The organism is Shimia sp. NS0008-38b (genome assembly GCF_040370365.1).
GTDB lineage: Bacteria > Pseudomonadota > Alphaproteobacteria > Rhodobacterales > Rhodobacteraceae > Shimia.
Window position 1 is genome coordinate 84159 of record NZ_BAABWQ010000004.1, and the last position, 24435, is coordinate 108593.

Sequence of the window (24435 nt, forward strand, 5' to 3'; positions counted from 1 at the left end):
CACCTCCCATGAAGGCAGATACGGCGGCATTGGGGCGCATCCCTATATCCGCCTATCAATATTGTGAGGCGGTGAGAACCGCGTCCTCAATGGGGTGGTACGTATTTCCCCCAACAGACTTTAGCCTCTCCTATGACGGCACCGAAGTTTTTATCGCTGATGAAGGGGAATGGCGTCCCCTGATATCCGAACCACTCCCGGAGAACTTGGAATCACGCTGGGAAGCTGAATTTGAATCCAAGTTCGGCGCCTGTCCAAACATGTTGTCCGAACTCAGTGATCCGGGCGTCGTGCAGATATTCACTGGGTTGTTTGTGTCCACGCCCAAAAACCAGTGGAGCCACGTCCGCCCATTGGTCAACATCCATGCCAAAAGCTCTTTCTGGTGTTATGAGGGTATTGTGGAAACGGACAGCTTTTCACCACTTCCACTGTTTATAAACATCCAAATGACACGCACCAACAGCGAAATCTATTTCCCAAAAGAATTCCCCCTGTTTCAGATTTCCTGTGTGCCCAGCGAAATTCGCGACCTAAACAAAGCCGCGCATATGGCCACTGTTTTTGACGATGTCGTCCCGATGGCAGGTCTTTCCAAAACACTTCGCCGCCAACCTGGTGTGTCTGTGCCGCTGGGCCAATACGGCACCGAAGTGCGAAAAAAGCGCAAACAAATACACGCCTAGCTCCGCAGGTGCGGCCACGGAAAATGCAACGCCTGGTGCCGCACCAATCAAACCTATCCTGAAAAAACGACCCCGCTCTAAATATGCGGAGCCGGATTGTTTGATTGGCGACTCACAGTCTCATTTCAGAGATCACTCACTTCGCCGCAATTCACGATATCTTGGACCAAACAAAATGGTCCAAGATCTTTATCGCTGAATTGGCTTTCAGCTATACGAAGACTTTTCGTCATTCATTTCGCACCATAAAGGCCAGCCAACTCGCATCCAAAGGACGCCTTATTTCTTCTGTCCGTTGGCGACCAACTTCGGTGAGATAATGCCACCACCGCCAAGTACAGGACGAGCTTTTTTATCGATAATTTTCGGTTTCATAATAGTATCCTTTTTAAAATATAGTCCGGGCCGGAGCCCACAAAAAGCATCGAGATAAAAACTGGTGATGTCAACTCTGACAGCTCAATCCGACTAACACACCAAACTCCCTAAAAAAAATGAGACGGCGCTTAACGCACCGTCCCAAGGCAACATATTCAAAAATCGCAGACCTCCGCGATACAGTCGCATTACAGACGCGATACCGACATGCTGTTTAGCTGTTGCTTGCCTCAGACTTTTCCTCAAGCAAAATCCATTCTTCCTCAGCAGTCGCCAACGCAGTGTGCCGCTCCACCAGAGCCTCTGTCGCCTTCTGAAACTTGACGGGTTCGTTGGTGAACAAATCAGGATCAGCCATGTAAACTTCCAACTTGGCGATTTCGGCCTCAAGCCGTTCCATAACGCCCGGAAGCTCTTCCAGCCGGTGTTTCTCAGTAAAGCTCAACCCAGAGACCGGTGCTTTATCTTGCTTGGCTTTTTCGCCCTTCTGCTTTGATTTTTCGGCCTTTTTTGGAGCGTCGTCTTGCCGTTGCGCCCGGTAGTCTGACCACCCCCCCGCATACGCAACCGCATGCCCGTCACCCTCCATGGCAATGGTTGTCGTCGCAACCCGATCCAGAAAGTCTCTGTCATGAGAAACCAAAAGCACGGTGCCGTCATAATCATCAAGCAGTTCTTGCAGCAGGTCGAGCGTTTCAACGTCCAAATCGTTTGTCGGCTCGTCCATGACCAGAAGGTTGCTCTCCTTTGCCATCAATTTTGCCAGCAAAAGCCGTGCTTTCTCTCCCCCCGAGAGCGAACGCACCGGCGCCCGCGCTTGCCGATCATCGAACAAAAATTCTTTAAGGTATCCAACGACATGCTTTGGATTTCCGCGCACCATAACCTGATCCGCCTTGCCCGAAACACGCATCTCTGGGTCGCCGGTCAGGCTGTCCCAGAGGGTCATATCAGGATCCAACTGAGAGCGGGTTTGGTCAAATACCGCCGGCAGCAAATTGGTACCAAGCGTCACCGCACCTTCATCCGGTTCAAGCTCCCCCAACAGCATCTTGATAAGTGTGGTTTTCCCAACGCCATTGGGCCCTACAAAGGCGATCCGATCTCCACGCTGCACCGTTAGCGAAAACGTCTGTACAATACTCTTACCGTCGTATGATTTTGATAAACCTTTGGCATCAATGACTTTTTTGCCAGATTTTGGTCCTGCTGCCAGATCCATTGCGGCCGATCCTTGCCGTTTGATCATTGCACCACGTTCCGAACGCAGGTCGTTCAAAGCACGCACACGCCCTTGGTTTCGCTTGCGTCGCGCGCTGATCCCTTCGACGGCCCATCGCGCCTCAGCTTTGATCTTGCGATCCATCTTATGGCGCTGCATGTCCTCCTCGTCCCAAATTTTGTCGCGCCAAGCTTCAAAACCCTCAAAACCCTTTTCTTGGCGACGCACCATTCCTCTATCAATCCAGAGGGTTGCACGTGTCAGAGCCCGTAGGAACGCCCGGTCGTGGCTGATCAAAACGTACCCGGCCCGCGTCGCATTCAGTTCGGCCTCAAGCCAAGCGATCGCCTCAATGTCTAGGTGGTTGGTTGGCTCATCCAAAAGCATCAACTCAGGGGCTTCCGCCATCAAACGCGCCAAGGCAGCGCGTCGCCGCTCACCCCCTGATGCTGTTTCCACGGACCGCGCAGGATCGAACTTCAACCCCTCGCCCGCCCGTTCCACTTTGTACAACTCACCCGGGTCCAAACTTGCTGACGCAAAGTCTCCCAACGTAGAAAACCCTTTCATGTCAGGGTCTTGCTCCATATACCCGACACTGACACCGGGAGGAACAACGATGTCCCCACGGTCGGGCTCAACAAGCCCGGCCATGACTTTCATCAAGGTTGATTTCCCTGATCCGTTCCGTCCCACAAGGGCCACCCGATCTCCGGGCTGCACCACGAGGTTCAACTGATCAAACACAGGATCTCCACCAAAAGTAAGGGAGATATCGCTCATCTGTAATAGGGGTATACGTGCCATGAGAAGCGCCTAGCCCGCTCAGGCTGCGCCGTCAACCTCGGCCATCACGCTATACTGTTATGGCCCGCAAAAGCCGTTTTCGCGCAGGGGGGATTGCCTTGACTTCGACCCCCGTGAACACATGTAACGTATTCATTTTTGTATCAACCACTGCGTGATCACTGACCCATCCTCCCATCAGTATATAGCTGCGCAGCATCGGCGGCATCGTCAACTGCGCGGCTTTTAGATTGGGTTTGCGACGCAGTCTCGCGGCGAACCGAAAAACGTTGGGGGCCTTCACACGCGGCAACCAGCGTTTGGGGGCGAGATGCCGATCTCGTAACATCGCAAAGCTGTCAAGGTAGGACGTGGTGTCGGTCCCCGCAAACGAGGCGCAACCGAATAAAAGTTCGACATTGTTTTCATCGACATAGGTTGTCATAGCCCCCCAAGCGATACGCAATATGTCCGGATCGTGCGTCTCTGGATGCATGCAGAAACGCCCCATTTCCACCATCGGTCCCGGAAACGCCTTGAGCGCGTCTAGTTCATAAAACTGCGCGGAGTAGGACCGTTCGATCTCTGCGCCATCATTCAAAGGCATCATCCGGAAGACACAGACCAACCGACCGCCATCGACTTCTTCGATCAAAATATGGCTACATAGGGCGTCAAATGCGTCGGCATCCAACGCCGCAGCATCGCCATGAAAGGCCAGTTGTCGCAACCTTTGGGCGGCATGCAAATCACCCTCGCTTGAGGCAATCCGCGCTAGGTATCGGCCCTTTTGCAGCATCACTCGGCTCTCTGCGTGGTCTAACTCCGCCGGACCATAGCAGGTTTCAGGTGACAACCGAATGACAAACGCACTCCATGCTAGAAACCGCCAGTTGAACCTGCTGGCGCTCCGCTTGGGCCAAAGTTACCGATATTTGACGTCAACTGTCGCAACAGACCACCAGACTCGATGCCATTGTCGGTAATACGACGCGATAGTGGCACCACCTTGCCGTCCTCCAACGCATAATGTTCGACGTTACGTGCGATTCCATTGCCGTCAAATCCAACAAGAACCACTTGGCGGTCAACGACCTTGGGACGACGCGGTCCATAGTGCAGCACTCTTGAGCGCACATAGAGATATCCGCTTCCGTCCAACACGCCGGAAGCCGACGGTGGCCCAAGCGTTTCTTCAACAGTGTCACGCGTATCAACACCGAGTGTAATAGATGCAAGCTCGTCAGCCGATGGAACATAGCCGTGATTGCGATAGCGTTGTACGCAGGAGGCCAGTGACAGCACACACGCTCCCATGACCGCATATTTGATCACCGATTTGCGCGTCTTCATACCTGCCCTCTTGTGTTGGCTTGTCTTGCCTTTTATCTCGCTTACAGAATGAACGCGCTTGGTTCAAGAAAGTAAGCACCGTTCCAACCCCTTAAACCAAAGTCCTGCCAAATGTCCAAAGCCGCTTACACTGACGCATCGATCCGTGTCGCCGATCTCAACCAGAACCGCGCGACCACATTTGATCTGTCCCTTAAACCCGGCCAAGTCGCTGCCCTCGCAGAAGATCTTGAACTCAGCACTTTAAAAAAGTTGAGCTTCAAAGGAGAGATTCGCGCGTTCGGCAAGGCGGATTGGGAACTGCGCGGAAAACTTGGTGCCACCGTTTCACAACCATGTGTGGTTACACTTGAGCCGGTCACCACCCGCATCGACGATTCTGTCGAACGTCGCTTCCTAAGCCAAATGCCAACGCTGGACGGTGAAGAAGAAGAGGTGGAGACGCCTGAGGATGAAAATGCTGAAGCCCTTCAAGCCACAATAGATCTGCTGGCGGTGCTTCATGAATCGCTTGCACTGCTGATCCCCCAATTTCCTCGTGCGAAAGACGCAGAATTGCAGGAAACGGTCTTTACGGAAGACGGAAAAAAGCCCATGACTGACGAAGATGCGCGCCCGTTCGCCGGGCTTGCGGGCCTTCGAGACCAGCTCTCGTCAAAAGACAACGAATAGGGCTTGCGTTGTGCGAAAATCGCAGTATTTTCGCGCGCTCATTCGAATTTAGCGTTGGACTCGTGCGTGTAGATTGCGTAGAGGCTCACAACGCTCACGAAATCGGGCAGTTTGCCCCAGTAGATCAAAGGTTGCGACATGGCTGTCCAGCAGAACAAAGTATCGAAATCGCGCCGCAACAACCGCCGTGCACATGACGCCCTGGTTGCAGCGAACCCAAACGAGTGCACCAACTGCGGTGAACTGAAGCGCCCCCACCATGTCTGCCCGTCTTGCGGCCACTATGACGACCGCGAAGTCGTTGCAATGGTTGACGAAGTCGATCTGGACGAAGACGCGGCATAATCAGTGGGATCAGCGTCCGCATGGCCGGTTTGACTACATCAGCAAACTCCGAAAGCGGGCGCACGGTGATCTCTGTAGACGCCATGGGTGGCGATCGTGGGCCGGCAGCTGTTGTTGCCGGCATTTCACATTCTGCACGCAAGAATCCTGACATCGCCTTTATCTTGCACGGTCCAGCGGAAGAGCTCAAACCTCTGGTTGCGCGCAAGCGAAACCTTGATGGTCGCGTTGAAATCCGGGACGCGCGAGATGTCGTGGCGATGGAAGACAAGCCGCGCGATGTCGTCCGCAGAGGCAAGTCCACCTCGATGTGGTCCGCTATTGAATCGGTGCGCAGCGGAGAAGCTGATGGTGTCGTAAGTTGCGGAAATACAGGCGCGCTGATGATGCTGTCTGTTGTGCGGCTACGCAAAATTCTTGGCATCCACCGCCCAGCAATTGCGGTTTTGTGGCCCTCACGCGCGCCTCAAGGGTTCAATATCATGCTCGACGCGGGCGCTGACATCAGCGCAGACGAACATGATTTATTGCAATATGCCTTGATGGGAGCGTCGTACGCGCGCAACGGCATGGAATTGCAGCGCCCGCGTGTTGGGCTCCTCAATGTGGGCACCGAAGAACACAAAGGACGCAACGAGCTCAAACTGGCTCATGAGTTAATTACGCAAAACGCTGAGAACGCAAACTACGAGTTTGTCGGATTTGTTGAAGGCAACGATCTTCCTGGCGATTATGCGGACGTGATTGTGACCGACGGATTCACTGGGAATGTGGCTCTGAAAACTGGTGAGGGCACCGCCGGATTAATTGGCTCGCTGTTACGCGAAGCGTTCAAATTCTCGCCTCTGTCGCGGCTCGCAGCATTGATGGCTTACACGTCATTGAATCGTTTGAACAAACGTATTGACCCACGCCGAGTGAACGGAGGCGTGTTTCTTGGCCTGAATGGAACCGTGGTGAAATCACATGGGTCATCAGACGCGACAGGTGTGTCTTCGGCAGTAAAACTGGCTTTCAAATTGGCTCAATCAGGCTTCTCGCAAAAGCTTGCTGCGCGGGTTGCATCTGCTGTGTCGCTGCCGCAAGATGCCGAGAACGAAAACGAATAATAATAACGTAGCAAGGCACCGATATGACGACACGCGCCGTGGTTAAGGGCGTAGGCCACTACTTGCCGGAACGGGTCGTTCCAAACGCTGAGTTCGAGAAGTCCTTAGAAACGTCTGACGAGTGGATTCGCACGCGATCCGGGATCGAGCGTCGGCATTTCGCGAGCGAGGACCAGACAACCTCCGATTTGGCCAGCTTAGCTGCCCAAGCCGCTCTTCGTAACGCTGGCTTGGATGCCGACGACATTGATGCTGTTGTAGTGGCAACATCAACGCCCGATCTGACATTTCCGTCTGTTGCGACAATGGTTCAGGACAAGATTGGCATGACGCGTGGATTTGGCTTTGATGTTCAAGCCGTGTGCGCGGGATTTGTGTATGCACTGACAAATGCCAACGCACTTATTCTGTCAGGGCAAGCCAAACGCGTTTTGGTTATTGGAGCGGAAACGTTCAGCCGGATCATGGATTGGACAGATCGCGCCACTTGCGTCCTCTTTGGAGATGGCGCTGGCGCGCTGATTCTTGAGGCCCAAGAGGGGTCCGGTGACGTGTCCGACCGTGGTGTTTTGAGCGCAGACTTGAATTCTGATGGTCGCTATCGTGACATGCTGTATGTCGATGGTGGTGTTTCTACCACTGGGGATGCTGGGAAACTGCGGATGCAAGGCAACGCACTTTTTCGGCAAGCTGTTGAAAAGCTTACCTCTACTGCGCACACCGCATTGGGGAAAATCGGCCTCGATGACGATGCTGTTGATTGGATCGTCCCACATCAGGCCAATATCCGCATTATACAGGGCACAGCTAAAAAGCTGGGCGTTCCTATGGATCGCGTGATCGTTACGGTACAAGATCACGGCAACACTTCTGCCGCATCAATTCCTTTGGCTCTCTCCGTCGGCGTGGATACAGGGAAGATCAAACAAGGCGATTTGTTGGTTACGGAGGCCATCGGAGGCGGGCTCGCCTGGGGCTCTGTGGTTTTGCGCTGGTAGCTACTGACACCTAAGTGTTTGGCGCACATAAAAGATAATCGTACGAAGCAGAGCCCAAGTCATTGACTCCCAAATTGGCTTGCTTCTATGATTTTGGAACCAATCTTAACAGGGGGGAACGCATGACTGGCAAGACATTGACCCGGATGGATCTAAGCGAAGCGGTTTTTCGCGAAGTTGGCCTGTCCCGAAATGATTCCGCACAGCTGGTTGAAAGTGTTTTGACTCATATGTCGGATGCGCTTGTAAACGGCGAACAGGTGAAGATCTCTTCTTTCGGCACGTTTAGTGTTCGCGACAAGGCTGCGCGCGTGGGACGGAACCCTAAGACCGGCGAAGAAGTCCCAATCAACCCACGGCGTGTCCTGACATTCCGCCCATCGCATCTGATGAAAGATCGCGTCGCGGCCGGCAACAAAAAGTAAGGCGAGATCCCGCCCATGGCAAAATCACGGGAGGCTTTTCGGACCATCAGCGAAGTGGCTGATTGGCTCGGTGTTCAAAGCCACGTCCTGCGTTTCTGGGAAAGCAAGTTTTCGCAGGTAAAACCAGTGAAACGTGCCGGTGGGCGACGTTACTATCGCCCTGAGGACATGGAGCTGCTGGGCGGCATCAAAAAACTGCTGCACGAAGATGGTGTGCCCATCAAAGACGCGCAAAAAATGCTGCGCGAAAAAGGCGTAAAGCACGTTTCCGCGATGTCTCAGCCAGTTGACGATATTGGCTCTGAGAACGACGTCACTGAAGATAACGTAGCACAATCTGGCAGTGCTGAGGACCAAACGGAACGCGCAGAAGCGCCACACGCTGAAATCGAGCCTCCAGAAACCGACGATATTGCTGAAGATCCGTCCAACGATACGGAGGCGGATTCCGCGACTTCGGAAACTGTGGAAGACGAACCAGACCCGTTAAATGCGACCGCTGAGGAGCCAATAACGAGCACACCTTCTTCTGTGCACGAAGAGAGTGGTCTGAGCACTGAACCTCTAGAAGACATTGCTCAATCTGCGGAACTCCCCGAAACAAGCGCGGCCTCACCACTGCTCACGCCAGCTTCTTCCGATGACGCTCCCTCGATCGGCCAATTCATAAACCCCAGCTTGGAAGCCCCAATTGAAGAAGGTGCTCCTACTGGGAAGGCGCCCACTGTCCCGGCTGACTCGCTGTTGCCTCCCACCACTGGAGACTTGTTCTCCGAATTGGAGCAACCGTCGCCTTCGGAAGCAGACCGGTCCGGAGAACTCACTCAGCCGCAGAAGGCTGTGAGCGAGGATTACGAAGCTGAGCAACCACTATTGGACGAAACTAGAACTTCTATCTCGGAGAATGGCTCCGTTGCCGGTGAAGTCGCTCAGCAGCCTCCTATAAGCTTAGATCAAACTGGTTTGCCCCCTTCCGAAACCGATTCGGAAGGGACACCGGCTACCGAAGAGGGGGACATCAATCGGAACTCCGAAGAGCCTGCCTCTCCGAGCGACCACGGTATGTCCGCGGCTGAACCGCCCTTTTCCCGTTCATCCGAGCCCCTTGCAATTGAAGCAACATCCGATTCCGCGGCGATAGATCCACACGCGGCCTCTGCCAAAATCGATCACAGTCAAGAAGAAGCGGCCTCTTCGCCAAAAGTTCCGGTGAGCACAGAGGCACCTCAAAGTCCGGACACAACGTCCTCACTGTCGTCAGAAGATCAAAACATTGCCACCTCAGGTCGAGAAAACAAGCAGGATGAGTTCCTACAGATGTTTAGCAAGCCTGTGTCTATGCCGCCTGAAAACAAGACCCGAGCCGCATCCCTTCTGGCACGCCTTGAAGCGCTCCACAAAAGAGCCGGGTAATCTGATCAGCTGCTTTGAAAGATGCGATTTTTGACTTGCCCCCACCCGCATTTACGTTATGAACAGCCCATCGTCGGGCTATGGCGCAGCCTGGTAGCGCGTCCGTCTGGGGGACGGAAGGTCGCAGGTTCGAGTCCTGCTAGCCCGACCAAACACAATCGCCCGCGTGCCGAAAGGCCCGGGCGTTTTGTACATCTGGGGGAATAAAATGACCGGCGTCTTGCCCAGCCAATCCATTGAAAAAATGCTGAAAACCGGCGAAATTTCGGTGACGGAACCTGTCATCGAAGGTCAGGTTCAACCTGCCTCCCTCGATCTTAGGCTCGGACATATTGCCTATCGTGTGCGGGCTTCCTTCCTCTCCGGTCAAGGGCGCAGCGTCCAAGAACGGCTTGCGGAATTTGAAATGCACCGCATCGATCTCACAGACGGCGCAGTGCTGGAGAAGGGCTGCGTGTACGTGGTGCCTTTGATGGAAAGTCTGGCGCTGCCGAACGGCATCCAAGCCGTCGCAAACGCAAAGAGCTCCACAGGTCGCTTAGATTTGCTAACCCGCACGATCACCGACGGCGGAACAGAGTTTGACCGCGTCGCAGCGGGTTACACTGGGCCGCTCTATGCTGAAATTTGCCCACGCAGTTTTTCTGTCTTGGTGCGTCCGGGCATGCGCCTCAATCAGATTCGTTTCCGTCAAGGTCAGAGTATTTTGACCGACACTGATCTAAGCGCTCTTCATGAGCAAAGCACTCTGGTGGATGGTGAGGCTGTGATTGACGACGGACTAGGATTTTCTGTCGATCTGAAGCCAAAGAACGGCACATTGGTCGGATACCGCGCAAAGCCACACACAGGTGTGATCGATCTCGACAATATCGGGCACTATCCCCCTGCTGAGTACTGGGAAGAGCTGCATAGTTCAGACGGAAAAATCATTCTGGACCCTGGTGCATTTTACATTTTGGTCAGTCAAGAAGCCGTGCATATCCCACCAGATTATGCTGCTGAGATGGCGCCTTTCCTTGCCATGGTTGGCGAGTTTCGCGTGCACTATGCGGGTTTCTTTGATCCCGGCTTTGGTCATGCTGCGGTTGGCGGCACGGGGTCGCGGGGCGTTTTGGAAGTCCGCTGCCACGAAGCCCCATTTGTTTTGGAGCACGGTCAGGTGGTCGGGCGGCTGGTGTACGAACGGATGTCAGAAGTACCAGACCAGATCTACGGTGCGGGCATCTCTTCGAACTATCAGGGGCAAGGCCTGAAGCTGAGCAAACATTTCAAATCTGTCTGATGCGCCCTAAAATCGGTTTGTTTTACGCAAAATCCGCATGGCTTGTTTCGCCTGCTTAACACCTGACCCACTGTTTTGTTGCGCTTTTGGACGTTGACTGGCGTTGTGGTCGCGTTCGGGCGAAGATTGCTTTCGCGACGCAGCTTTGATACCAGCGTTGATCCCACCGTTCACCAGACGACGGATGATCACGCGGGTGATCATATTCACAATTTGATTGGCATTCATGATCTGCGCTCCCTTGTGCCTCAGACGTCAATGTAGGCTACAATTGAGCCGATATTAAGACCCAGCGGGCGGAAGCGCCAAATCAGTCTTCAAACAGTTCTGATTGACCATCAACTGCCTCCAAATCGTCGTCATCTTCGCCTGAAACGCCCAATGGTATGGTGCCGGGAGGGGGGCGGTTTTCGAGCAACCCTGCTGCGCGAAGTTCTTTCAATCCCGGTAAGTCGCGCGCGCTGGAGAGTCCAAATTGGTCCAAGAACACGGGTGTCACAACAAAAGTAACCGGACGCCCAGGCGTCATTTTACGGCGCCCAAAACGGATCCATTCCATTTCCAGAAGCTGATCGACTGTCCCACGACTGACGCTAACACCCCTAATTTCTTCAATTTCCGCGCGTGTCACAGGTTGATGATACGCGATAATTGCCAATGTCTCGATCGCCGCACGGGAGAGCTTTCGTGTCTCAACGGTCTCTTTTTGCATCAAAAAACTAAGGTCAGGCGCTGTGCGCATGGCCCAAGCGTCTCCGACCTTCACAACATGTACACCCCGCCCTTCGTAGCGTTTACGTAGATGTACAAGCGCTTCTGCGGCGTCACAGCCATGTGGCATGCGGTCATTCAGCTCCTTCACGCTCACGGGTTCAGAACTTGCAAAAAGCACCGCCTCACACATGCGTTCCTGCTCAGCCATGGGCGGCGCTTCAAAAAGGCTTTCTTCTTGTGCCTCATGCGATGCTGTCCCCGCCAAATCATCGTCTACATCCGGCGCGTTGCTGTCGTCACTCATCCCTGTTTTCTCTCTTTCGCAGCTCAATGGGCGCAAACGTATCACTTTGCCGGATAAACACCTTGCCTTCTTTGGCAAGCTCCAGAGAAGCCGCAAAGGTCGCCGCAGTCGCTGAACGCCGCTTCTTTGGATCGTTCTCCCATCCAATTGGCAGGTAACTCAGAATGTCCGTCCACGCTCCGGCGAACCCAATGAGACCGCGCATCCGCTCCAGCGCCTCTTCCATAGTGAAGACCGATTCACGATCCATCACAAAGGGTCTGAATTCATCACGCGTACGCAGCCGAGCATAACCTTGCATCAGGTCCAGCAGTGTCGCGGTGTAGCTCACGCGGCGCACCCGTTCGACGGTTTCAGGAACACCCCGCGCAAAAAAATCGCGGCCCAAGCGATCTTGGGCCATCAACTTTGCAGCCGCGTCTCGCATGGCTTGCAAGCGCTCCAACTGAAACGCCAAATGTGCTGCCAGTTCTTCGCCTGATGGACCTTCCTCTGTAGGATCAGGAGGTAGAAGTAACCGGGACTTCAAGAAGGCCAACCATGCCGCCATCACCAGATAGTCAGCGGCCAATTCCAATCGCAGCCGTTTCGCCCGCTCCACAAAGTTGAGATATTGCTGAGACAACTCCAAAATGGAGATCTTGCGCAAATCGACTTTTTGCGTGCGCGACAACGTCAGAAGCAGGTCCAACGGGCCTTCGAACCCGTCCACATCTACAATCAAAGCTTCCGCTGCCACTCGCTCAGCGACCGACATTTTGTCTATGTCTTCAAAAAGATCGGTGTCCGCCATGCCCCCCTGCCCGTCAACCTCTCACTCAGAAGGCATTAAGTTCCTCGGCAAGCGCATCAATGTCAACAGCTTCGGGAACGCGCCGCGCCAACAAGACAGTTTCAGCGCGACGCTGCGCCTCCTCTGACATGTCACCACAAGCTTCTGCTACAGCCCGTCGATCGGCAAACGTCCCATTGCAGTGCAAAACCACGTCGCACCCGGCACCAAGCGATGCCACTGCTCTTTGGTCAACCGTACCGTCCAGTGCTTCCATGCCAATGTCATCGGTCATGATCAGACCATCAAAACCGATTTCCTCCCGCAAAAGCCGCATCATTGTTGGAGAGGTCGTAGCTGGCGCATCGTCAATATCTTCAAAAACGATATGCGCAGTCATGCCCATGGGCAGATCATTCAAAGCGCGGAACGGCGCAAAATCGCTCTCTAACTCCGATCTCGCAGCAGACACACGCGGCAGGTCAAGATGACTGTCCACAACCGCGCGCCCATGTCCTGGCATGTGTTTGATAACGGGAAACACGCCGCCGTCCCACAGCCCATTGGCCACAGCGCGGCCAATGTCCGTCACCTGAGCGAAATCTGACCCATAACAGCGATTTTTCAAGAACGGGTGTGTGTCCTCACGGGCCACATCAACCATCGGTGCACAATTTGCGTCCACACCCAATGTCATCAGCTCATGTGCAATGATCCGGTACCTTAAGTACATGGCACGGGCAGCGTTTTTCCCAGCTTTGCTGACCTGTTCCAGTGGCGGCAGCCACTCTCGTGCTAACGGAGACCGAAACCGTTGAACGCGCCCGCCTTCCTGATCAATCAGGATTGGCGCATTATGCGCGACCGTTTCCCGGAGCTCGTCACACAAAGCACGTACTTGTGCAGCGGAGTCGATGTTGCGCGCAAACAGAATAAACCCGAAAGGCTGTACTGCTCGGAACAAAGATCTTTCATCTGCAGTCAATCGCAGGCCGTCACAGCCAAATATAGCAGCGCAGAACCGGCTCAACGGGTTGTCACCGGAATGCAGTCGGCGTTTTCAGCTTTGAGCGCAGAACACAGACGTCTCGCATCGCTCACAGTGTCAAACCCCATGGCCCGCAGCCGGTAGAACACCCGGCCACCGCTACTTGCCTTCTGAATCACACGCGTTTTGTCACCGAGGTAGGGCTCAAATCGCGATTGCAACCGCGCCCATTCCGTTTCGGCGATCTCGGTACTCTCATAAGCGCCCAGCTGTACAAGACGTGTACCTGGGACAATATCTGCCGGATCCGCAGTTTTCAGCACGCTTCCAACAGCTGCGTCAATCGAAGCGATTTGCGTCTGCGCTGAAGAGGCCGCCAACGATGAGGGACGCAACACCGGACGCAGAGAGCGTTTCAGCCCCCCCTCAATAACGTTTGATTCTGACGCCACTTCTGGTTCAGCGAGAGTGTCTGACGCAGAAAGAGATGCCTTTATTGGCACAGTTGCTTCTACCGACACCGTTTCCAGTGGTGTCGCCCCGGCTGCCAATTGCGCTGCAAGCTCTTCAACGGACAATGGCGCACTAATATCAAGTGGTTCAGGTGCAACGATCGGAGCAATCTTAGCCTGTGCCACGGCATCAACCTCAGCAGAGATTGTGCCTTCAGACTTCACCTCATTTGCGGAAGCTTGCGCCACCGCCGTATCGATTTTGTCACGCTCTGAAATTGAAATCGCAGGAGGCGCAACAATCACCTGATCTGCAGGCCCCGCAGCACCGCCGTCTGCGGCGACTTCATTGACCATCAAGCCCTGATGGCCAGCTTGCCGCCCACCTGGGTTCTCTGGTTGAATGCGCATTGGCCCCTCCAACGCACGCACCACCGGAACGCCACTCACGTCACGAGATAGTATCCTATACCCCCAGACGCAGGCCCCAACCATCAATGCAGCGGATACAATAATGCCCGCACGGTTCACCAAGAGAGCCGCATTCGGGGAGTCGCCTTTGGCTGCGCCCTGCACACCCATTGGAATTTCTGCCATGTTTGCCTCACTGCCCGTGCCCATGAAGGTGTAACCGGGGTCGTCTTGCCTAGTCCTCAACCCCGGCAAACGTGCAGCTTTAGCGCATCTCTTGCACCGGCGTTACGCCTAGAATACCAAGACCTGCAGAAATAACAACGGCCACGGCACGTGCTAGGGCAATTTTCGCCTGAGACGCGGCCGCATCACCCTCTTGCACAAAGCGCAGGCTGTGGTCATCGTCCCCCTTCTTGTAGTGGCTGTGCAGATCGCTTGCCAATTCATAGAGATAGAAGGCAACCCGATGCGGTTCGTTGGTGCGTCCTGCAATCTCAACAAGACGCGGCCACTCGGCGACTTTCTTGGCAACGTTGATCTCCGCTTCACTGTCGAGCTGCGTCAAATCCGCAGCCGAAAGCGTCGCATCATCCGCAGCGATCCCGGCCTGTTCCGCTTTGCGGATCACCGAACACACCCGCGCATGGGCATATTGCACATAAAAAACCGGATTGTCCTTGGACTGCGCTAGCACCTTGTCAAAATCAAAGTCCAACGGGGCATCGTTCTTGCGGGTCAACATCACAAAACGGGCCACATCTGGTCCAACCTGATCCACCACGTCGCGCAGCGTTACAAATGTCCCTGCCCGCTTGGACATTTTGAACGGCTCACCATTCTTATAGAGTTTCACCAGCTGCGTGAGTTTGATGTCCAACGGCACTTCGCCATCAGACAATGCAGAAACGGCCGCTTTCATCCGTTTCACGTAACCGCCGTGATCTGCTCCGAACACGTCAATCAATGCGTCAAAGTCGCGGCTCACTTTATCATAGTGATACGCGATATCGGGTGCAAAATATGTCCAGCTCCCGTCGGATTTCTTTACCGGACGGTCTACATCATCTCCGTGATCTGTGGACCGGAACAACGTTTGCTCTCGCGGCTCCCAATCTTCTGGCTTTTTACCCTTTGGTGGTTCCAGCACACCTTCGTAAATCAGGCCCTTGCTCTCCAAGGACTTCAGCGCACTCTCGATCCGACCGCTGCCGTATAGGGATTTTTCGGAGAAGAACACATCCATCTCCACACCCAAGGCTTTCAGGTCCTCGCGGATCAAATCCATCATGGCCGCCGTGGCAAATTCGCGGATCTCCGCAAGCCAGACCTCTTCACCTTTGCCGACATAGGCATCGCCCACTTTAGCCTTCAGCGCTTCACCAACTGGCACAAGGTAGTCACCAGGATAGGTCCCGTCTTCAAACGCCACCTCCTGACCATGGGCTTCAAGATAGCGCAGGTAGACTGACCGGGCCAACACATCGACCTGCCCGCCGCCGTCGTTGATATAGTACTCACGGGTTACGTCAAAACCGACAAAGTCCAACAGGCTGGCCAAAGCGTCTCCAAAGACCGCGCCGCGTGTGTGGCCAACGTGCAATGGGCCCGTTGGGTTGGCAGAGACGTATTCCACGTTCACTTTTTTGCCAGCCCCCATAGTTGAGCGCCCAAAATTTTCATGACTGTCTAGTGCGGCTTTGACCACATTTTGCCAAAGCACCGGCGCCAACCGTAGATTCAAAAAACCGGGCCCAGCCACTTCCGCTACATCAACCCGTACATCCTCGGTCAGCTTTGCGGCAAGCACCTCTGCAATGTCGCGTGGTTTCATTTTGGCAGGTTTTGCCAGCACCATCGCGGCATTGGTGGCCATATCGCCGTGCAACGCATCACGTGGTGGCTCGACAGCCACGTTTTTGAAGTCCAGCCCTTGCGGCAGCGTACCTTCGGATTGCATCGTCTCCAGCGTATCAATCACCAGTGCGCGGATCTCGGAAAACAGGTTCATCAGACCGTCCTATCAATGTGTTCTTTGGTCTTTTCGGATTTGCGGTGGTTTAACACCCCAATCCGTCACGTCAACGTCACTTGCCCAGAAGCTTGGCATGTTGTTGCAGCGCATAGCGATCCGTCATTCCCGAAATATAATCCGAGACCATCCGCGCCACTGCAGTTTCGCTGTCGCATTGCTGCAGGTCCCCATGCCATCGATCAGGCAAAAGCGTTGGTTGATCAAGGAAAAGCGGGAACAACTCCTCAACGACCACCGTCACCTTTTCGCGCATCATCACAACCGAAGGCGCGCGGTACATTCGGGCGAACAAAAACGTACGAATTTCTTTGAGGTCCAACCAAAGCGCCTTTGAGAATTGCACCACGGGGCGTCCACAGTGTCTGATATCCGCTACCGACGCGGCCTCAACCTCACTCAATGCCTTTTGGGAAGTTGCGATTACATCACTCACCATCGCACCAAACACTCGTCGCAAGGCCTCGTGCCGCCGCCGCACGGTTTCCAGCCTTGGATAGAGACGGTCAACCTCCGCAAAAGCTTCACCAACAATTGGCAATGCGCAAATCTCTTCCTCTGTGAACAGCCCAGCGCGCAGCCCGTCATGAAGATCGTGATTGTTGTATGCGACATCATCGGCCAAGGCGGCCACTTGAGCCTCCGCACCTGCATGGGTGTGCAATTCCAAGTCGTGCAGAGCGTTGTAGTCTGCCAAGGCATACGGCAACACGCCCACCACCGGGCCATTGTGCTTGGCGATGCCCTCCAAGGTTTCCCAGGTCAGATTCAACCCGTCAAACTCGGCGTAATGCCTTTCAAGCGATGTGACGATCCGCACAGCCTGTGCATTATGGTCAAAACCGCCATAAGGCGCCATCAACACATGCAACGCGTCCTCGCCAGTATGGCCAAAGGGCGTGTGTCCCAAATCATGAGCCAAGGCGATGGCCTCGGTGATCTCTTGGTTCAAGCCCAGCGCGCCGGCGATGGTGCGTGCCACTTGTGCCACTTCAATCGAGTGTGTCAGCCGGGTGCGAAAATAGTCACCTTCATGCTCCACAAAAACCTGTGTCTTGTGCTTAAGCCGCCGAAACGCGCTGGCGTGAATGATACGATCCCGGTCTCGTTGAAAACACGACCGAAAGCTGCTTTCCTCTTCCGAAATGCGCCGTCCCTTGGCACGATCCGGATCTGAGGCATAGGGCGCATACATGTGCGGGGTCCTTGTAGCCTGTCCTTGGCTTTTCTATATTGTAGTTTAAGCCCGCTTTGAACCGGGCAAATCGCGCGAATAGGACAAAAAATCATGCAGTTGCCGCCCAAAGTCACAGAAAGAGCTTTCGAGCGACTCGCAGAAATCGGCGCGTCCGAACAAGGCCAGGCCCTGCGTGTCGCGGTCGAAGGTGGTGGGTGTTCAGGATTTCAGTATGAGATAAAACTCGATACTCCCAAAGAGGATGACCTTGTGCTCGAAGGTGGTGGCGAGAAAGTACTGGTGGATAGTATCTCACTGCCGTTTCTGACTGATGCCGTTATCGACTTCACTGAAGAGCTTATCGGTGCACGATTTGTGATCAACAATCCCAATGCGTCCAGTTCCTGCGGATGTGGAACCAGTTTCTCTATGTGACTGTCAGATGTAGTGCCCGCCTTGGCGCGATGGCATTTCTGGGTTGGTACAAAAGCACCAATGAACTTCCAACAATGAGCGCGCCGCCCAACACCACTGAGTTCTCCAAAACATCCCCAAAAAACAGACTTCCTGCGACCAAAGCCCATACAAATTGAATGTTCATCATCGGCGTTGCCACATGGGCAGGCAAAAGCTTCAAGGACATCATACAAAGCCACCGGGCTGCAAACATTGCTCCACCATATACAAATGCCAAAGCAAAGTCCTGAATGGACATGGGCTCCATAACAAATGGCAGCCAGATCAGCATAGCGATCCCAATACCCAGATTGGGCCAGAACACTTGCGCAAGACAGCCCCCTTCCCTTTGTGTCATCCAACGCGCCACGACAAGCGACAATGCAGCCAACACACAAGCCGATGCGCCGTAGAGATTTCCTGTAGAGAGACGTAGTTCTCCATCGAAGAACACACTACAGACCCCCAACACTCCCAGCACCATTGCACCCCACGATGCGGGACCAAGCCGCTCTCCCAAAATGGAACACGAAAGTGGCGCAACCACCAAAGGGATCATCCCAAAAAACATGAACATCTCTGCCAAAGACAACAGTCGAAAGCCATGGAAGCAGGCAAAGGCGCCACATAGACCAATCAGACAACGCAGCGCCATGAGTACTGGGTATTTTGTGGAGAGCTTCGCTACAACACCTCCAATGTTGCGCCTGCATCCGACATGTGCCGAAATCAAACTCAACCCCACGACCGTCAGGCAAGACACTGAAAACAATTGGGCGGGCGGAAAAAATTGAGAGATCATCTTTATCAACACATCTGATCCAGTAATGATCAGTGAATATAAAACAACCACAACGCCACCCAGCGCACGTGCTGACCCAAAACCCAAAAACAAATTCATCAAACAACAACTGAACACACAAAAAACTTCTGCTGAGCCTGACACATATCCACATCAACACCAAGTCAGTCGATCAAATCACAGCCTCTCATCGCGCTCACCAAATATTCTGCCTTGCTGCCTAACGTTGCTAATGGGTAGATACCAACATCTTGCGGACAGAGGACAGGCTCATGAAAATCGCCACATTCAACATCAACGGCATCAAAGCACGCCTCGAAACTCTGCCCCGCTGGCTCGATGAAGCCGCACCAGACGTTGCTCTATTGCAGGAAATCAAATCTATCGACGAAGCCTTTCCACGCGAGGTTTTTGAGGAACGTGGCTACACCGTTGAGACCCATGGTATGAAGAGCTTCAATGGCGTCGCGATCTTGTCAAAACTGCCCTTGGAAGATGTGAAACGTGGTTTGCCCGGTGATGAAAGTGACGAACAAGCCCGCTACATCGAGGCCACCGTCATGGGCGACACCCCGGTGCGGGTCTGCGGCCTCTACCTGCCGAACGGGAACCCCTGCCCCGGTCCCAAATATGACTATAAGCTCGCGTGGATGGAACGCCTCTACGCACGCGCGCAAGAGCTCATGGCAACCGAAGAACCCTTCCTCATGGCCGGAGACTATAACGTTATCCCCCAAGACGAAGACGCGGCCAAGCCTGAGGTCTGGCAAGAAGACGCATTGGCCCGTCCGGAAAGCCGCGCAGCGTTCCGCCGTTTGATGAACCTAGGGTTTACCGAAGCTTTCCGTGCCTGCAATCAAATGCCAGGCAGGTATTCCTTCTGGGACTATCAAGCAGGCGCCTGGAACCGCAACAATGGCATCCGCATCGACCACTTCTTGCTCAGCCCGCAATGCGCCGACCTGCTTCAGAACTGTCAAATCGACAAAGAAGAACGTGGCCGTTCCAAACCGTCTGACCACGTGCCTGTATGGATTGACCTCGCAGCCTAAGAGGCGTTCCAATCCACATCTGTGGCCCGCTCGACAATCAAACGGCTCCCAGACCAAGGCACCATCAGAGGCGCAACTTCTTCCGGTGTCCCGATGAGCCATAGCTCTATGCTGTCCTTTTCCAACAACACCCCCATGCGATGATGTATTGGTTTAACGTCTGCATTTGGTGCGCATGTGACCACGGCCATCTGATGGATTTTCTGCCGACCCGGTGCCGTCCACACATCCGTGATGGCAGCAAACACCAACGGCTCATCGTTCCGAATGCGCCAAGCCGTTTTATGTCGCGTCTCGCCAGTCCACTCATACCAGCCATCAACAATCACCACAGCGCGACCAACACCTTCAAATGCTGATTTGTCAAAAACGGTCTCCGACCGCGCATTTATGATGGTTTCCATCACGGGCCGCCCTCTTGCGTTGACCCGTCCAACGGGGATGAGCCCCCAACGCATCTGCTTAAACCCATCAGCGGTCAGGCACACCACGTCTTGTCCGGGCGCAATGTTTCGCCGTGGCTCCTGTTCAGCAATCGGCGCAACGTTCTGGCCCACCCAGCGGCCCAGGTCCGCCATGGAGGTTGTGAGAAACAATCGCCCCGGCATGGCGCTATTCGCCTAACGCAGCGTCAAGCACCAGTTGTTGCACATACGGTCCTAAGACGGGGACAATTGCGCGCACGCCCTCAGCATTCGGATGTATCCCATCGCGTTGCATCAAATCGCGCAAATCGTCGGACGGTAAATCACGAATGGCCGCAAAAAATTCGGGGGCCAATGCGATATCGTACTGGTTGGAAAGTTCTGCATACATGCTGTCAAAGGAGGTTTTATAGTCGGCCCCAAAATTCATAGGTGCTTGAACGCCTATTAACAGCACCTCGACATCTGCCTCTAGTGCAGCCTCAATAATCCCCGCCAAATTCGCCTTGCTAACGGCCGGATCCATCCCACGCAGCGCATCATTGCCGCCCAGTGTGACAATCATCGCATCGACGTCCGGCCCTAAGGTCCATGCTGTTCGCGATAAACCGCCTTGAGTCGTATCACCTGAGACACCCGCATTCTGCAAAATGACCTCCAAACCCTGCGCGCTCAGCCAAGCCGCAAGCTGCGGCACAAAGCCGTCGCCCTGCGCCACCCCGTACCCTTGAGTCAAGCTGTCCCCCAGTGCCGCCACGACCACAGGGTCCGCAATAGATGTCCAAGCCGTTAAGGGAACGACTAAAATGCTCGATGCCAGCGCCTTGCCCAAGCGCGTGCGCGCCCCATATAGAAAAGAAATTCTCATTAGCAGGCGACCTTTCATGTCATCTATTCTCTCTCTTAAAAATGCGACTTTGGCTCTGGATAGCAATGCTGGCCGCATAGAAATTTTGCACGGCATTTCGCTTGATGTGCAAGCCGGAGAGACTTTAGCCCTTATCGGACCTTCCGGATCCGGAAAATCCTCCCTGCTGATGCTTATGGGGGGATTGGAACGTGCCACCTCAGGCACCATCACCGCGCTGGACCATGATCTCTCTGCAATGAACGAAAATGCGCTGGCCCGCTTCCGCCGCAACAACATGGGTGTGGTGTTCCAAAACTTTCATTTGATCCCCACAATGACCGCCCTAGAAAACGTCGCTACGCCGCTGGAGCTGGCTGGCCACAAGGATGCGCTGGATCGCGCCCGCGCCGAACTTGAGGCGGTTGGCCTTGCCCATCGTGCAGACCATTACCCCAGCCAGATGTCAGGTGGAGAGCAGCAGCGGGTCGCACTGGCCCGGGCCTGCGCCCCCTCCCCGAAATTGTTGTTGGCAGATGAACCCACTGGCAATCTCGATCAAACGACGGGCGAAACCATTATGGACCTCTTGTTTGATCTTCATGCCAAACGCGACACAACATTGGTGCTGGTCACACACTCCAAAGGGCTTGCACAGCGCTGCGAACGGGTCGTGCGTCTGCGGGACGGCCGCCTTGAGACACCTTTGACTGCGGTCGAGGTACAGGCATGAGTTTTGCCAATGCGGTGCGCATCGCGCGTCGTGAACTGCGCGGCGGACTTCGCGGGTTCACTGTTTTTCTGTCTTGTCTGATCCTTGGCGTCGCCGCTATCGCAGCAATCGGCTCAGTGCGCAGCGCAATCCAATCTGGCCTCGCCTCTGAGGGCGCCACGCTCTTGGGCGGCGATGCAGAGATGAGTTTCACATACCGCCGCGCAACCGATGATGAGCGCACTTGGATGAACTCCACAGCCACGGCTGTATCTGAAATCATCGACTTCCGCTCCATGGTAGTTGTGACAAACGGCCCTGAAACCGAACGCGCCCTCGCGCAGGTAAAGGCTGTCGACGACGCCTACCCGTTGGTCGGTGCAGTTAATGTGGCGCCGGCCATAGCTTGGCCCGACGTATTAAAGGGATCTGCAGGCCTTCCCGGAGCCGCACTGCACGGGTTGTTGGCGGATCGACTATCGCTTGAGATTGGTGACACATTTCAGCTGGGTACACAAAGTTTCATCCTTATGGCCAGGCTGGAGCGAGAACCAGACTCCTCTGGCGGATTTAACTTCGCCCCACGCGCGATCGTACATTCTGATGCTCTAAAGACGAGTGGTCTTCTGGCACCCGGAACACTCTTTACCAGCCACTACCGCCTCTCTCTGGCGCAGGGCTTTGACCTTGCTGCTTTGGAGACCGAAGGGCGCGCCCAATTCGAAAGCTCAGGCCTGCGCTGGCGTGACAGTCGCAATGGCGCCCCCGGCATCACTCGCTTTGTGGAGCGTTTCAGCGCGTTCCTGATCCTTGTGGGCCTTGCAGGGCTAGCGGTCGGGGGCGTTGGCATTTCCACTGCCATTCGCGCCTATCTTTCGACAAAAACCGAAACCATCGCCACGCTGCGCAGTCTTGGAGCGGACCGCCGAACGATCTTTCTGAGTTACTTCTTACAGATTGGCTTTGTCGCTTCAGTGGGTATTTTCTTAGGCCTGCTCATAGGGGCGGCTCTCCCAATAGCGCTCGCGCCTCTCATTGAAAACGTTTTGCCATTCCCCGCCAATTTTGCGCTCTATCCGATGCCCCTTCTCGAAGCGGCTGTTTATGGCAGTTTGGCCGCCACGATTTTCACCCTTTGGCCGCTGGCGCAAGTTGAGGGTGTGCGACCAAGTGCGCTTTTCCGCGACACCCTAGGACAGAACCGCCGTCTGCCTTCGCTGCGCTACCTATGCTGGATCGGCGTGCTGATCGCCATCTTGCTTGGACTTGCAAGCTGGCTTTCGGGATCTGCGCGCCTCACACTCTGGTTCGCTGGCGGGGTTTTCGTCTCCATGATAGTTTTGACCATCGCCGCCGCCGCGCTACGTGCCCTTTTGCGCCGTTTTGCCACTGCAGGCTTTCTGCGCCCAGAGCTGCGTTGGGCTCTTCAGTCTCTTGGTCGTGCTGGCGATGCCACAACACCGGTGATCCTGTCCCTCGGGCTCGGACTCAGCGTATTGGCAACCGTTGGCCAAGTTGACGGCAACCTGCGCAATGCCATTGCAAGCGACCTCCCGGACATCGCCCCTTCGTTTTTCTTCGTCGACATCCAACGCGATCAAATGCCTATTCTACAAGATGAATGGGACCGAACAGAGACCATCAGCGCCTTGGAAACCGCCCCGATGTTGCGCGGCGTGATAACTCGCATCAACGATCGCCCCGCAAAAGAGGTCGCTGGCGATCATTGGGTGATCCGTGGTGATCGCGGCGTGACCTATGCTGCAGAAATGCCCGAAAACACAAAGCTGACTGCTGGAACATGGTGGGACCCCAATCACAGCGGCACGCCCCAAATTAGTTTCGCGGAAGAAGAGGCGCTGGAAATGGGTGTCGCTCTAGGGGATACCATGAACATCAATATTCTTGGTCGCGATATCACCGGCACAGTGACAAGTTTTAGAGAAGTGGATTTTTCCTCTGCTGGCATGGGCTTTATCATCGTGATGAACGAAGCCGCTCTGGCGGCAGCGCCGCACAGTTTTATTGCCACCGTTTATGCTGAGCCTGACAGCGAAGCCACTTTGCTCAAAGATGTGTCAGAAGGCTACCCCAACGTTACGGCCATCCACGTGCGGGATGCAGCACAACAAGTGTCGCGCCTTGTCGCACAGCTAGCCAACGCTACCACCTATGGGGCGTCAACGATCCTTCTGACGGGGCTACTGGTGATTTTTGGTGCCGCCGCAGCGGGTCAGACAGCGCGCACTTACGAAGCAGCCGTTCTGAAAACCCTTGGCGCAACACGGCCGCAAATCCTGCGCAGTTTTACATGGCGGGCCGCGCTACTTGGCGCATCCGCCGGCACTGTTGCCCTATGCGTCGGGCTGATCGGAGGCTGGGCCGTGCTGACTTTTGTTATGGAGAATGAGTTTTTTGTGATTTGGCCCAACGCAATCTCTGTTCTCAGCTTGGGCATTGTCGCCAACTTACTTGCCGGCCTCATTTTTGCACTTCCGTCGTTGAAAAAACGCCCAGCCCAAACCCTTCGTGCCAGAGACTGAGATGTGAAATGGGTCTTTTTCCTTCTCAGACACAACTGAGAGACCCCCGGGGGGGGGGGCACCAATGAGAAACTCA

Annotated in this window: 25 protein-coding genes and 1 tRNA gene; 13 read left to right on the plus strand and 13 right to left on the minus strand. The window is 54.7% G+C overall.

Annotated elements, in window-relative coordinates; translation table 11 throughout:
- The first annotated feature begins 8 nt into the window (after window positions 1–8).
- A complete protein-coding gene (locus ABWV47_RS17170) occupies window positions 9–686 on the plus strand; it encodes a hypothetical protein (protein ID WP_353314100.1) in 678 nt (225 codons plus the stop codon).
- A 592-nt stretch (window positions 687–1278) separates the two neighbouring features.
- Here ABWV47_RS17170 and ABWV47_RS17175 read toward each other — a convergent pair.
- From ABWV47_RS17175 to ABWV47_RS17185, 3 genes are all read right to left on the minus strand, one after another.
- Window positions 1279–3093 carry an ABC-F family ATP-binding cassette domain-containing protein gene (locus ABWV47_RS17175; protein WP_353314102.1) on the minus strand — a complete coding sequence of 605 codons (1815 nt, stop codon included), beginning with the start codon at window positions 3091–3093 and terminating at the stop codon, window positions 1279–1281.
- A gap of 49 nt (window positions 3094–3142) precedes the next feature.
- Window positions 3143–3871 (minus strand): GNAT family N-acetyltransferase, encoded by a 729-nt coding sequence (locus tag ABWV47_RS17180; RefSeq protein ID WP_353314104.1) that lies wholly within the window; start codon window positions 3869–3871, stop codon window positions 3143–3145.
- 80 nt (window positions 3872–3951) lie between these two features.
- On the minus strand, window positions 3952–4425 hold the full coding sequence (locus ABWV47_RS17185) for an outer membrane protein assembly factor BamE (protein WP_353314106.1): 474 nt from the start codon (window positions 4423–4425) through the stop codon (window positions 3952–3954).
- A gap of 111 nt (window positions 4426–4536) precedes the next feature.
- On the opposite strand from ABWV47_RS17185, the gene ABWV47_RS17190 reads away from it, so the two are divergent.
- The 8 genes from ABWV47_RS17190 to ABWV47_RS17225 all read left to right on the plus strand — a co-directional run bounded on the left by ABWV47_RS17190 (window position 4537) and on the right by ABWV47_RS17225 (window position 10672).
- Window positions 4537–5097 (plus strand): YceD family protein, encoded by a 561-nt coding sequence (locus ABWV47_RS17190; RefSeq protein ID WP_353314108.1) that lies wholly within the window; start codon window positions 4537–4539, stop codon window positions 5095–5097.
- Between the two features lie 138 nt (window positions 5098–5235).
- Entirely contained in the window at window positions 5236–5442 is a 207-nt protein-coding gene (rpmF, locus tag ABWV47_RS17195) for a 50S ribosomal protein L32 (RefSeq protein ID WP_353314110.1), read from the plus strand.
- 20 nt (window positions 5443–5462) lie between these two features.
- Window positions 5463–6551 carry a phosphate acyltransferase PlsX gene (plsX, locus tag ABWV47_RS17200; RefSeq protein ID WP_353314111.1) on the plus strand — a complete coding sequence of 363 codons (1089 nt, stop codon included), beginning with the start codon at window positions 5463–5465 and terminating at the stop codon, window positions 6549–6551.
- Window positions 6552–6574: 23 nt separating this feature from the next.
- Window positions 6575–7549 (plus strand): beta-ketoacyl-ACP synthase III, encoded by a 975-nt coding sequence (locus ABWV47_RS17205; protein WP_353314113.1) that lies wholly within the window; start codon window positions 6575–6577, stop codon window positions 7547–7549.
- 122 nt (window positions 7550–7671) lie between these two features.
- Entirely contained in the window at window positions 7672–7974 is a 303-nt protein-coding gene (gene ihfA / locus ABWV47_RS17210) for an integration host factor subunit alpha (RefSeq protein WP_353314115.1), read from the plus strand.
- A 15-nt stretch (window positions 7975–7989) separates the two neighbouring features.
- Window positions 7990–9387 carry a MerR family transcriptional regulator gene (locus ABWV47_RS17215; RefSeq protein ID WP_353314117.1) on the plus strand — a complete coding sequence of 466 codons (1398 nt, stop codon included), beginning with the start codon at window positions 7990–7992 and terminating at the stop codon, window positions 9385–9387.
- A 74-nt stretch (window positions 9388–9461) separates the two neighbouring features.
- Window positions 9462–9538 (plus strand) — tRNA-Pro (locus ABWV47_RS17220).
- A gap of 57 nt (window positions 9539–9595) precedes the next feature.
- Window positions 9596–10672 carry a 2'-deoxycytidine 5'-triphosphate deaminase gene (locus ABWV47_RS17225; protein WP_353314119.1) on the plus strand — a complete coding sequence of 359 codons (1077 nt, stop codon included), beginning with the start codon at window positions 9596–9598 and terminating at the stop codon, window positions 10670–10672.
- A 6-nt stretch (window positions 10673–10678) separates the two neighbouring features.
- On the opposite strand, the gene ABWV47_RS17230 is transcribed toward ABWV47_RS17225, so the two are convergent.
- The 7 genes from ABWV47_RS17230 to ABWV47_RS17260 all read right to left on the minus strand — a co-directional run bounded on the left by ABWV47_RS17230 (window position 10679) and on the right by ABWV47_RS17260 (window position 17540).
- Window positions 10679–10900, minus strand: a complete 222-nt coding sequence (locus ABWV47_RS17230) for a hypothetical protein (protein WP_353314121.1) — start codon at window positions 10898–10900, stop codon at window positions 10679–10681.
- Window positions 10901–10982: 82 nt separating this feature from the next.
- Window positions 10983–11690: an SMC-Scp complex subunit ScpB gene (scpB, locus tag ABWV47_RS17235; protein WP_422064737.1), complete on the minus strand. Its 708-nt coding sequence runs from the start codon at window positions 11688–11690 to the stop codon at window positions 10983–10985.
- Entirely contained in the window at window positions 11683–12483 is an 801-nt protein-coding gene (locus tag ABWV47_RS17240; RefSeq protein WP_353314123.1) for a segregation and condensation protein A, read from the minus strand. Before ABWV47_RS17240 ends, scpB begins: the two co-directional genes overlap by 8 nt.
- Window positions 12484–12508: 25 nt before the next feature.
- Entirely contained in the window at window positions 12509–13513 is a 1005-nt protein-coding gene (gene nagZ / locus ABWV47_RS17245; RefSeq protein WP_502959726.1) for a beta-N-acetylhexosaminidase, read from the minus strand.
- Window positions 13489–14499 (minus strand): SPOR domain-containing protein, encoded by a 1011-nt coding sequence (locus ABWV47_RS17250; protein WP_353314127.1) that lies wholly within the window; start codon window positions 14497–14499, stop codon window positions 13489–13491. Before ABWV47_RS17250 ends, nagZ begins: the two co-directional genes overlap by 25 nt.
- Before the next feature lie 79 nt (window positions 14500–14578).
- Window positions 14579–16324, minus strand: a complete 1746-nt coding sequence (argS, locus tag ABWV47_RS17255; protein WP_353314129.1) for an arginine--tRNA ligase — start codon at window positions 16322–16324, stop codon at window positions 14579–14581.
- 76 nt (window positions 16325–16400) lie between these two features.
- Window positions 16401–17540, minus strand: a complete 1140-nt coding sequence (locus ABWV47_RS17260; RefSeq protein WP_353314131.1) for a deoxyguanosinetriphosphate triphosphohydrolase — start codon at window positions 17538–17540, stop codon at window positions 16401–16403.
- A 93-nt stretch (window positions 17541–17633) separates the two neighbouring features.
- Here ABWV47_RS17260 and ABWV47_RS17265 point away from each other — a divergent pair, with 93 nt between their 5' ends.
- Window positions 17634–17957, plus strand: coding sequence for a HesB/IscA family protein (locus ABWV47_RS17265; RefSeq protein WP_353314133.1), 324 nt, complete (start codon window positions 17634–17636; stop codon window positions 17955–17957).
- Here ABWV47_RS17265 and ABWV47_RS17270 read toward each other — a convergent pair.
- Window positions 17950–18633: a DMT family transporter gene (locus ABWV47_RS17270; RefSeq protein WP_502959719.1), complete on the minus strand. Its 684-nt coding sequence runs from the start codon at window positions 18631–18633 to the stop codon at window positions 17950–17952. The two genes, ABWV47_RS17265 and ABWV47_RS17270, sit on opposite strands and share 8 nt — an antisense overlap.
- A 419-nt stretch (window positions 18634–19052) precedes the next feature.
- Between ABWV47_RS17270 and xth the strand changes: the two genes are divergently transcribed.
- Window positions 19053–19832 carry an exodeoxyribonuclease III gene (gene xth, locus ABWV47_RS17275; RefSeq protein WP_353314137.1) on the plus strand — a complete coding sequence of 260 codons (780 nt, stop codon included), beginning with the start codon at window positions 19053–19055 and terminating at the stop codon, window positions 19830–19832.
- On the opposite strand, the gene ABWV47_RS17280 is transcribed toward xth, so the two are convergent.
- Together ABWV47_RS17280 and ABWV47_RS17285 are read right to left on the minus strand one after the other, a co-directional pair.
- Entirely contained in the window at window positions 19829–20440 is a 612-nt protein-coding gene (locus ABWV47_RS17280; RefSeq protein ID WP_353314139.1) for an SOS response-associated peptidase, read from the minus strand. The two genes, xth and ABWV47_RS17280, sit on opposite strands and share 4 nt — an antisense overlap.
- 4 nt (window positions 20441–20444) lie before the next feature.
- Window positions 20445–21125: an arylesterase gene (locus ABWV47_RS17285; protein ID WP_353314141.1), complete on the minus strand. Its 681-nt coding sequence runs from the start codon at window positions 21123–21125 to the stop codon at window positions 20445–20447.
- Window positions 21126–21141: 16 nt separating this feature from the next.
- Between ABWV47_RS17285 and ABWV47_RS17290 the strand changes: the two genes are divergently transcribed.
- Both ABWV47_RS17290 and ABWV47_RS17295 read left to right on the plus strand, forming a co-directional pair.
- Window positions 21142–21837: an ABC transporter ATP-binding protein gene (locus tag ABWV47_RS17290; protein WP_353314143.1), complete on the plus strand. Its 696-nt coding sequence runs from the start codon at window positions 21142–21144 to the stop codon at window positions 21835–21837.
- A complete protein-coding gene (locus ABWV47_RS17295; RefSeq protein ID WP_353314145.1) occupies window positions 21834–24359 on the plus strand; it encodes an ABC transporter permease in 2526 nt (841 codons plus the stop codon). Before ABWV47_RS17290 ends, ABWV47_RS17295 begins: the two co-directional genes overlap by 4 nt.
- Window positions 24360–24435 lie beyond the last annotated feature (76 nt).

Bases quoted from the DNA above. Each gene is read 5' to 3' on its own strand.
- ABWV47_RS17215 (WP_353314117.1), top strand. From the start codon at position 7,990: ATGGCAAAATCACGGGAGGCTTTTCGGACCATCAGCGAAGTGGCTGAT.
- ABWV47_RS17265 (WP_353314133.1), top strand. From the start codon at position 17,634: ATGCAGTTGCCGCCCAAAGTCACAGAAAGAGCTTTCGAGCGACTCGCA.
- ABWV47_RS17190 (WP_353314108.1), top strand. From the start codon at position 4,537: ATGTCCAAAGCCGCTTACACTGACGCATCGATCCGTGTCGCCGATCTC.
- ABWV47_RS17185 (WP_353314106.1), bottom strand. From the start codon at position 4,425: ATGAAGACGCGCAAATCGGTGATCAAATATGCGGTCATGGGAGCGTGT.
- ABWV47_RS17285 (WP_353314141.1), bottom strand. From the start codon at position 21,125: ATGAGAATTTCTTTTCTATATGGGGCGCGCACGCGCTTGGGCAAGGCG.
- ABWV47_RS17170 (WP_353314100.1), top strand. From the start codon at position 9: ATGAAGGCAGATACGGCGGCATTGGGGCGCATCCCTATATCCGCCTAT.
- scpB (WP_422064737.1), bottom strand. From the start codon at position 11,690: ATGAGTGACGACAGCAACGCGCCGGATGTAGACGATGATTTGGCGGGG.
- argS (WP_353314129.1), bottom strand. From the start codon at position 16,324: ATGAACCTGTTTTCCGAGATCCGCGCACTGGTGATTGATACGCTGGAG.
- ABWV47_RS17270 (WP_502959719.1), bottom strand. From the start codon at position 18,633: ATGGCGCTGCGTTGTCTGATTGGTCTATGTGGCGCCTTTGCCTGCTTC.
- ABWV47_RS17225 (WP_353314119.1), top strand. From the start codon at position 9,596: ATGACCGGCGTCTTGCCCAGCCAATCCATTGAAAAAATGCTGAAAACC.
- ABWV47_RS17175 (WP_353314102.1), bottom strand. From the start codon at position 3,093: ATGGCACGTATACCCCTATTACAGATGAGCGATATCTCCCTTACTTTT.
- ABWV47_RS17250 (WP_353314127.1), bottom strand. From the start codon at position 14,499: ATGGCAGAAATTCCAATGGGTGTGCAGGGCGCAGCCAAAGGCGACTCC.
- ABWV47_RS17230 (WP_353314121.1), bottom strand. From the start codon at position 10,900: ATGAATGCCAATCAAATTGTGAATATGATCACCCGCGTGATCATCCGT.
- ABWV47_RS17205 (WP_353314113.1), top strand. From the start codon at position 6,575: ATGACGACACGCGCCGTGGTTAAGGGCGTAGGCCACTACTTGCCGGAA.
- ABWV47_RS17180 (WP_353314104.1), bottom strand. From the start codon at position 3,871: ATGCTGCAAAAGGGCCGATACCTAGCGCGGATTGCCTCAAGCGAGGGT.
- xth (WP_353314137.1), top strand. From the start codon at position 19,053: ATGAAAATCGCCACATTCAACATCAACGGCATCAAAGCACGCCTCGAA.
- ABWV47_RS17295 (WP_353314145.1), top strand. From the start codon at position 21,834: ATGAGTTTTGCCAATGCGGTGCGCATCGCGCGTCGTGAACTGCGCGGC.
- ABWV47_RS17240 (WP_353314123.1), bottom strand. From the start codon at position 12,483: ATGGCGGACACCGATCTTTTTGAAGACATAGACAAAATGTCGGTCGCT.
- ihfA (WP_353314115.1), top strand. From the start codon at position 7,672: ATGACTGGCAAGACATTGACCCGGATGGATCTAAGCGAAGCGGTTTTT.
- plsX (WP_353314111.1), top strand. From the start codon at position 5,463: ATGGCCGGTTTGACTACATCAGCAAACTCCGAAAGCGGGCGCACGGTG.
- ABWV47_RS17290 (WP_353314143.1), top strand. From the start codon at position 21,142: ATGTCATCTATTCTCTCTCTTAAAAATGCGACTTTGGCTCTGGATAGC.
- rpmF (WP_353314110.1), top strand. From the start codon at position 5,236: ATGGCTGTCCAGCAGAACAAAGTATCGAAATCGCGCCGCAACAACCGC.
- ABWV47_RS17260 (WP_353314131.1), bottom strand. From the start codon at position 17,540: ATGTATGCGCCCTATGCCTCAGATCCGGATCGTGCCAAGGGACGGCGC.
- ABWV47_RS17280 (WP_353314139.1), bottom strand. From the start codon at position 20,440: ATGCCGGGGCGATTGTTTCTCACAACCTCCATGGCGGACCTGGGCCGC.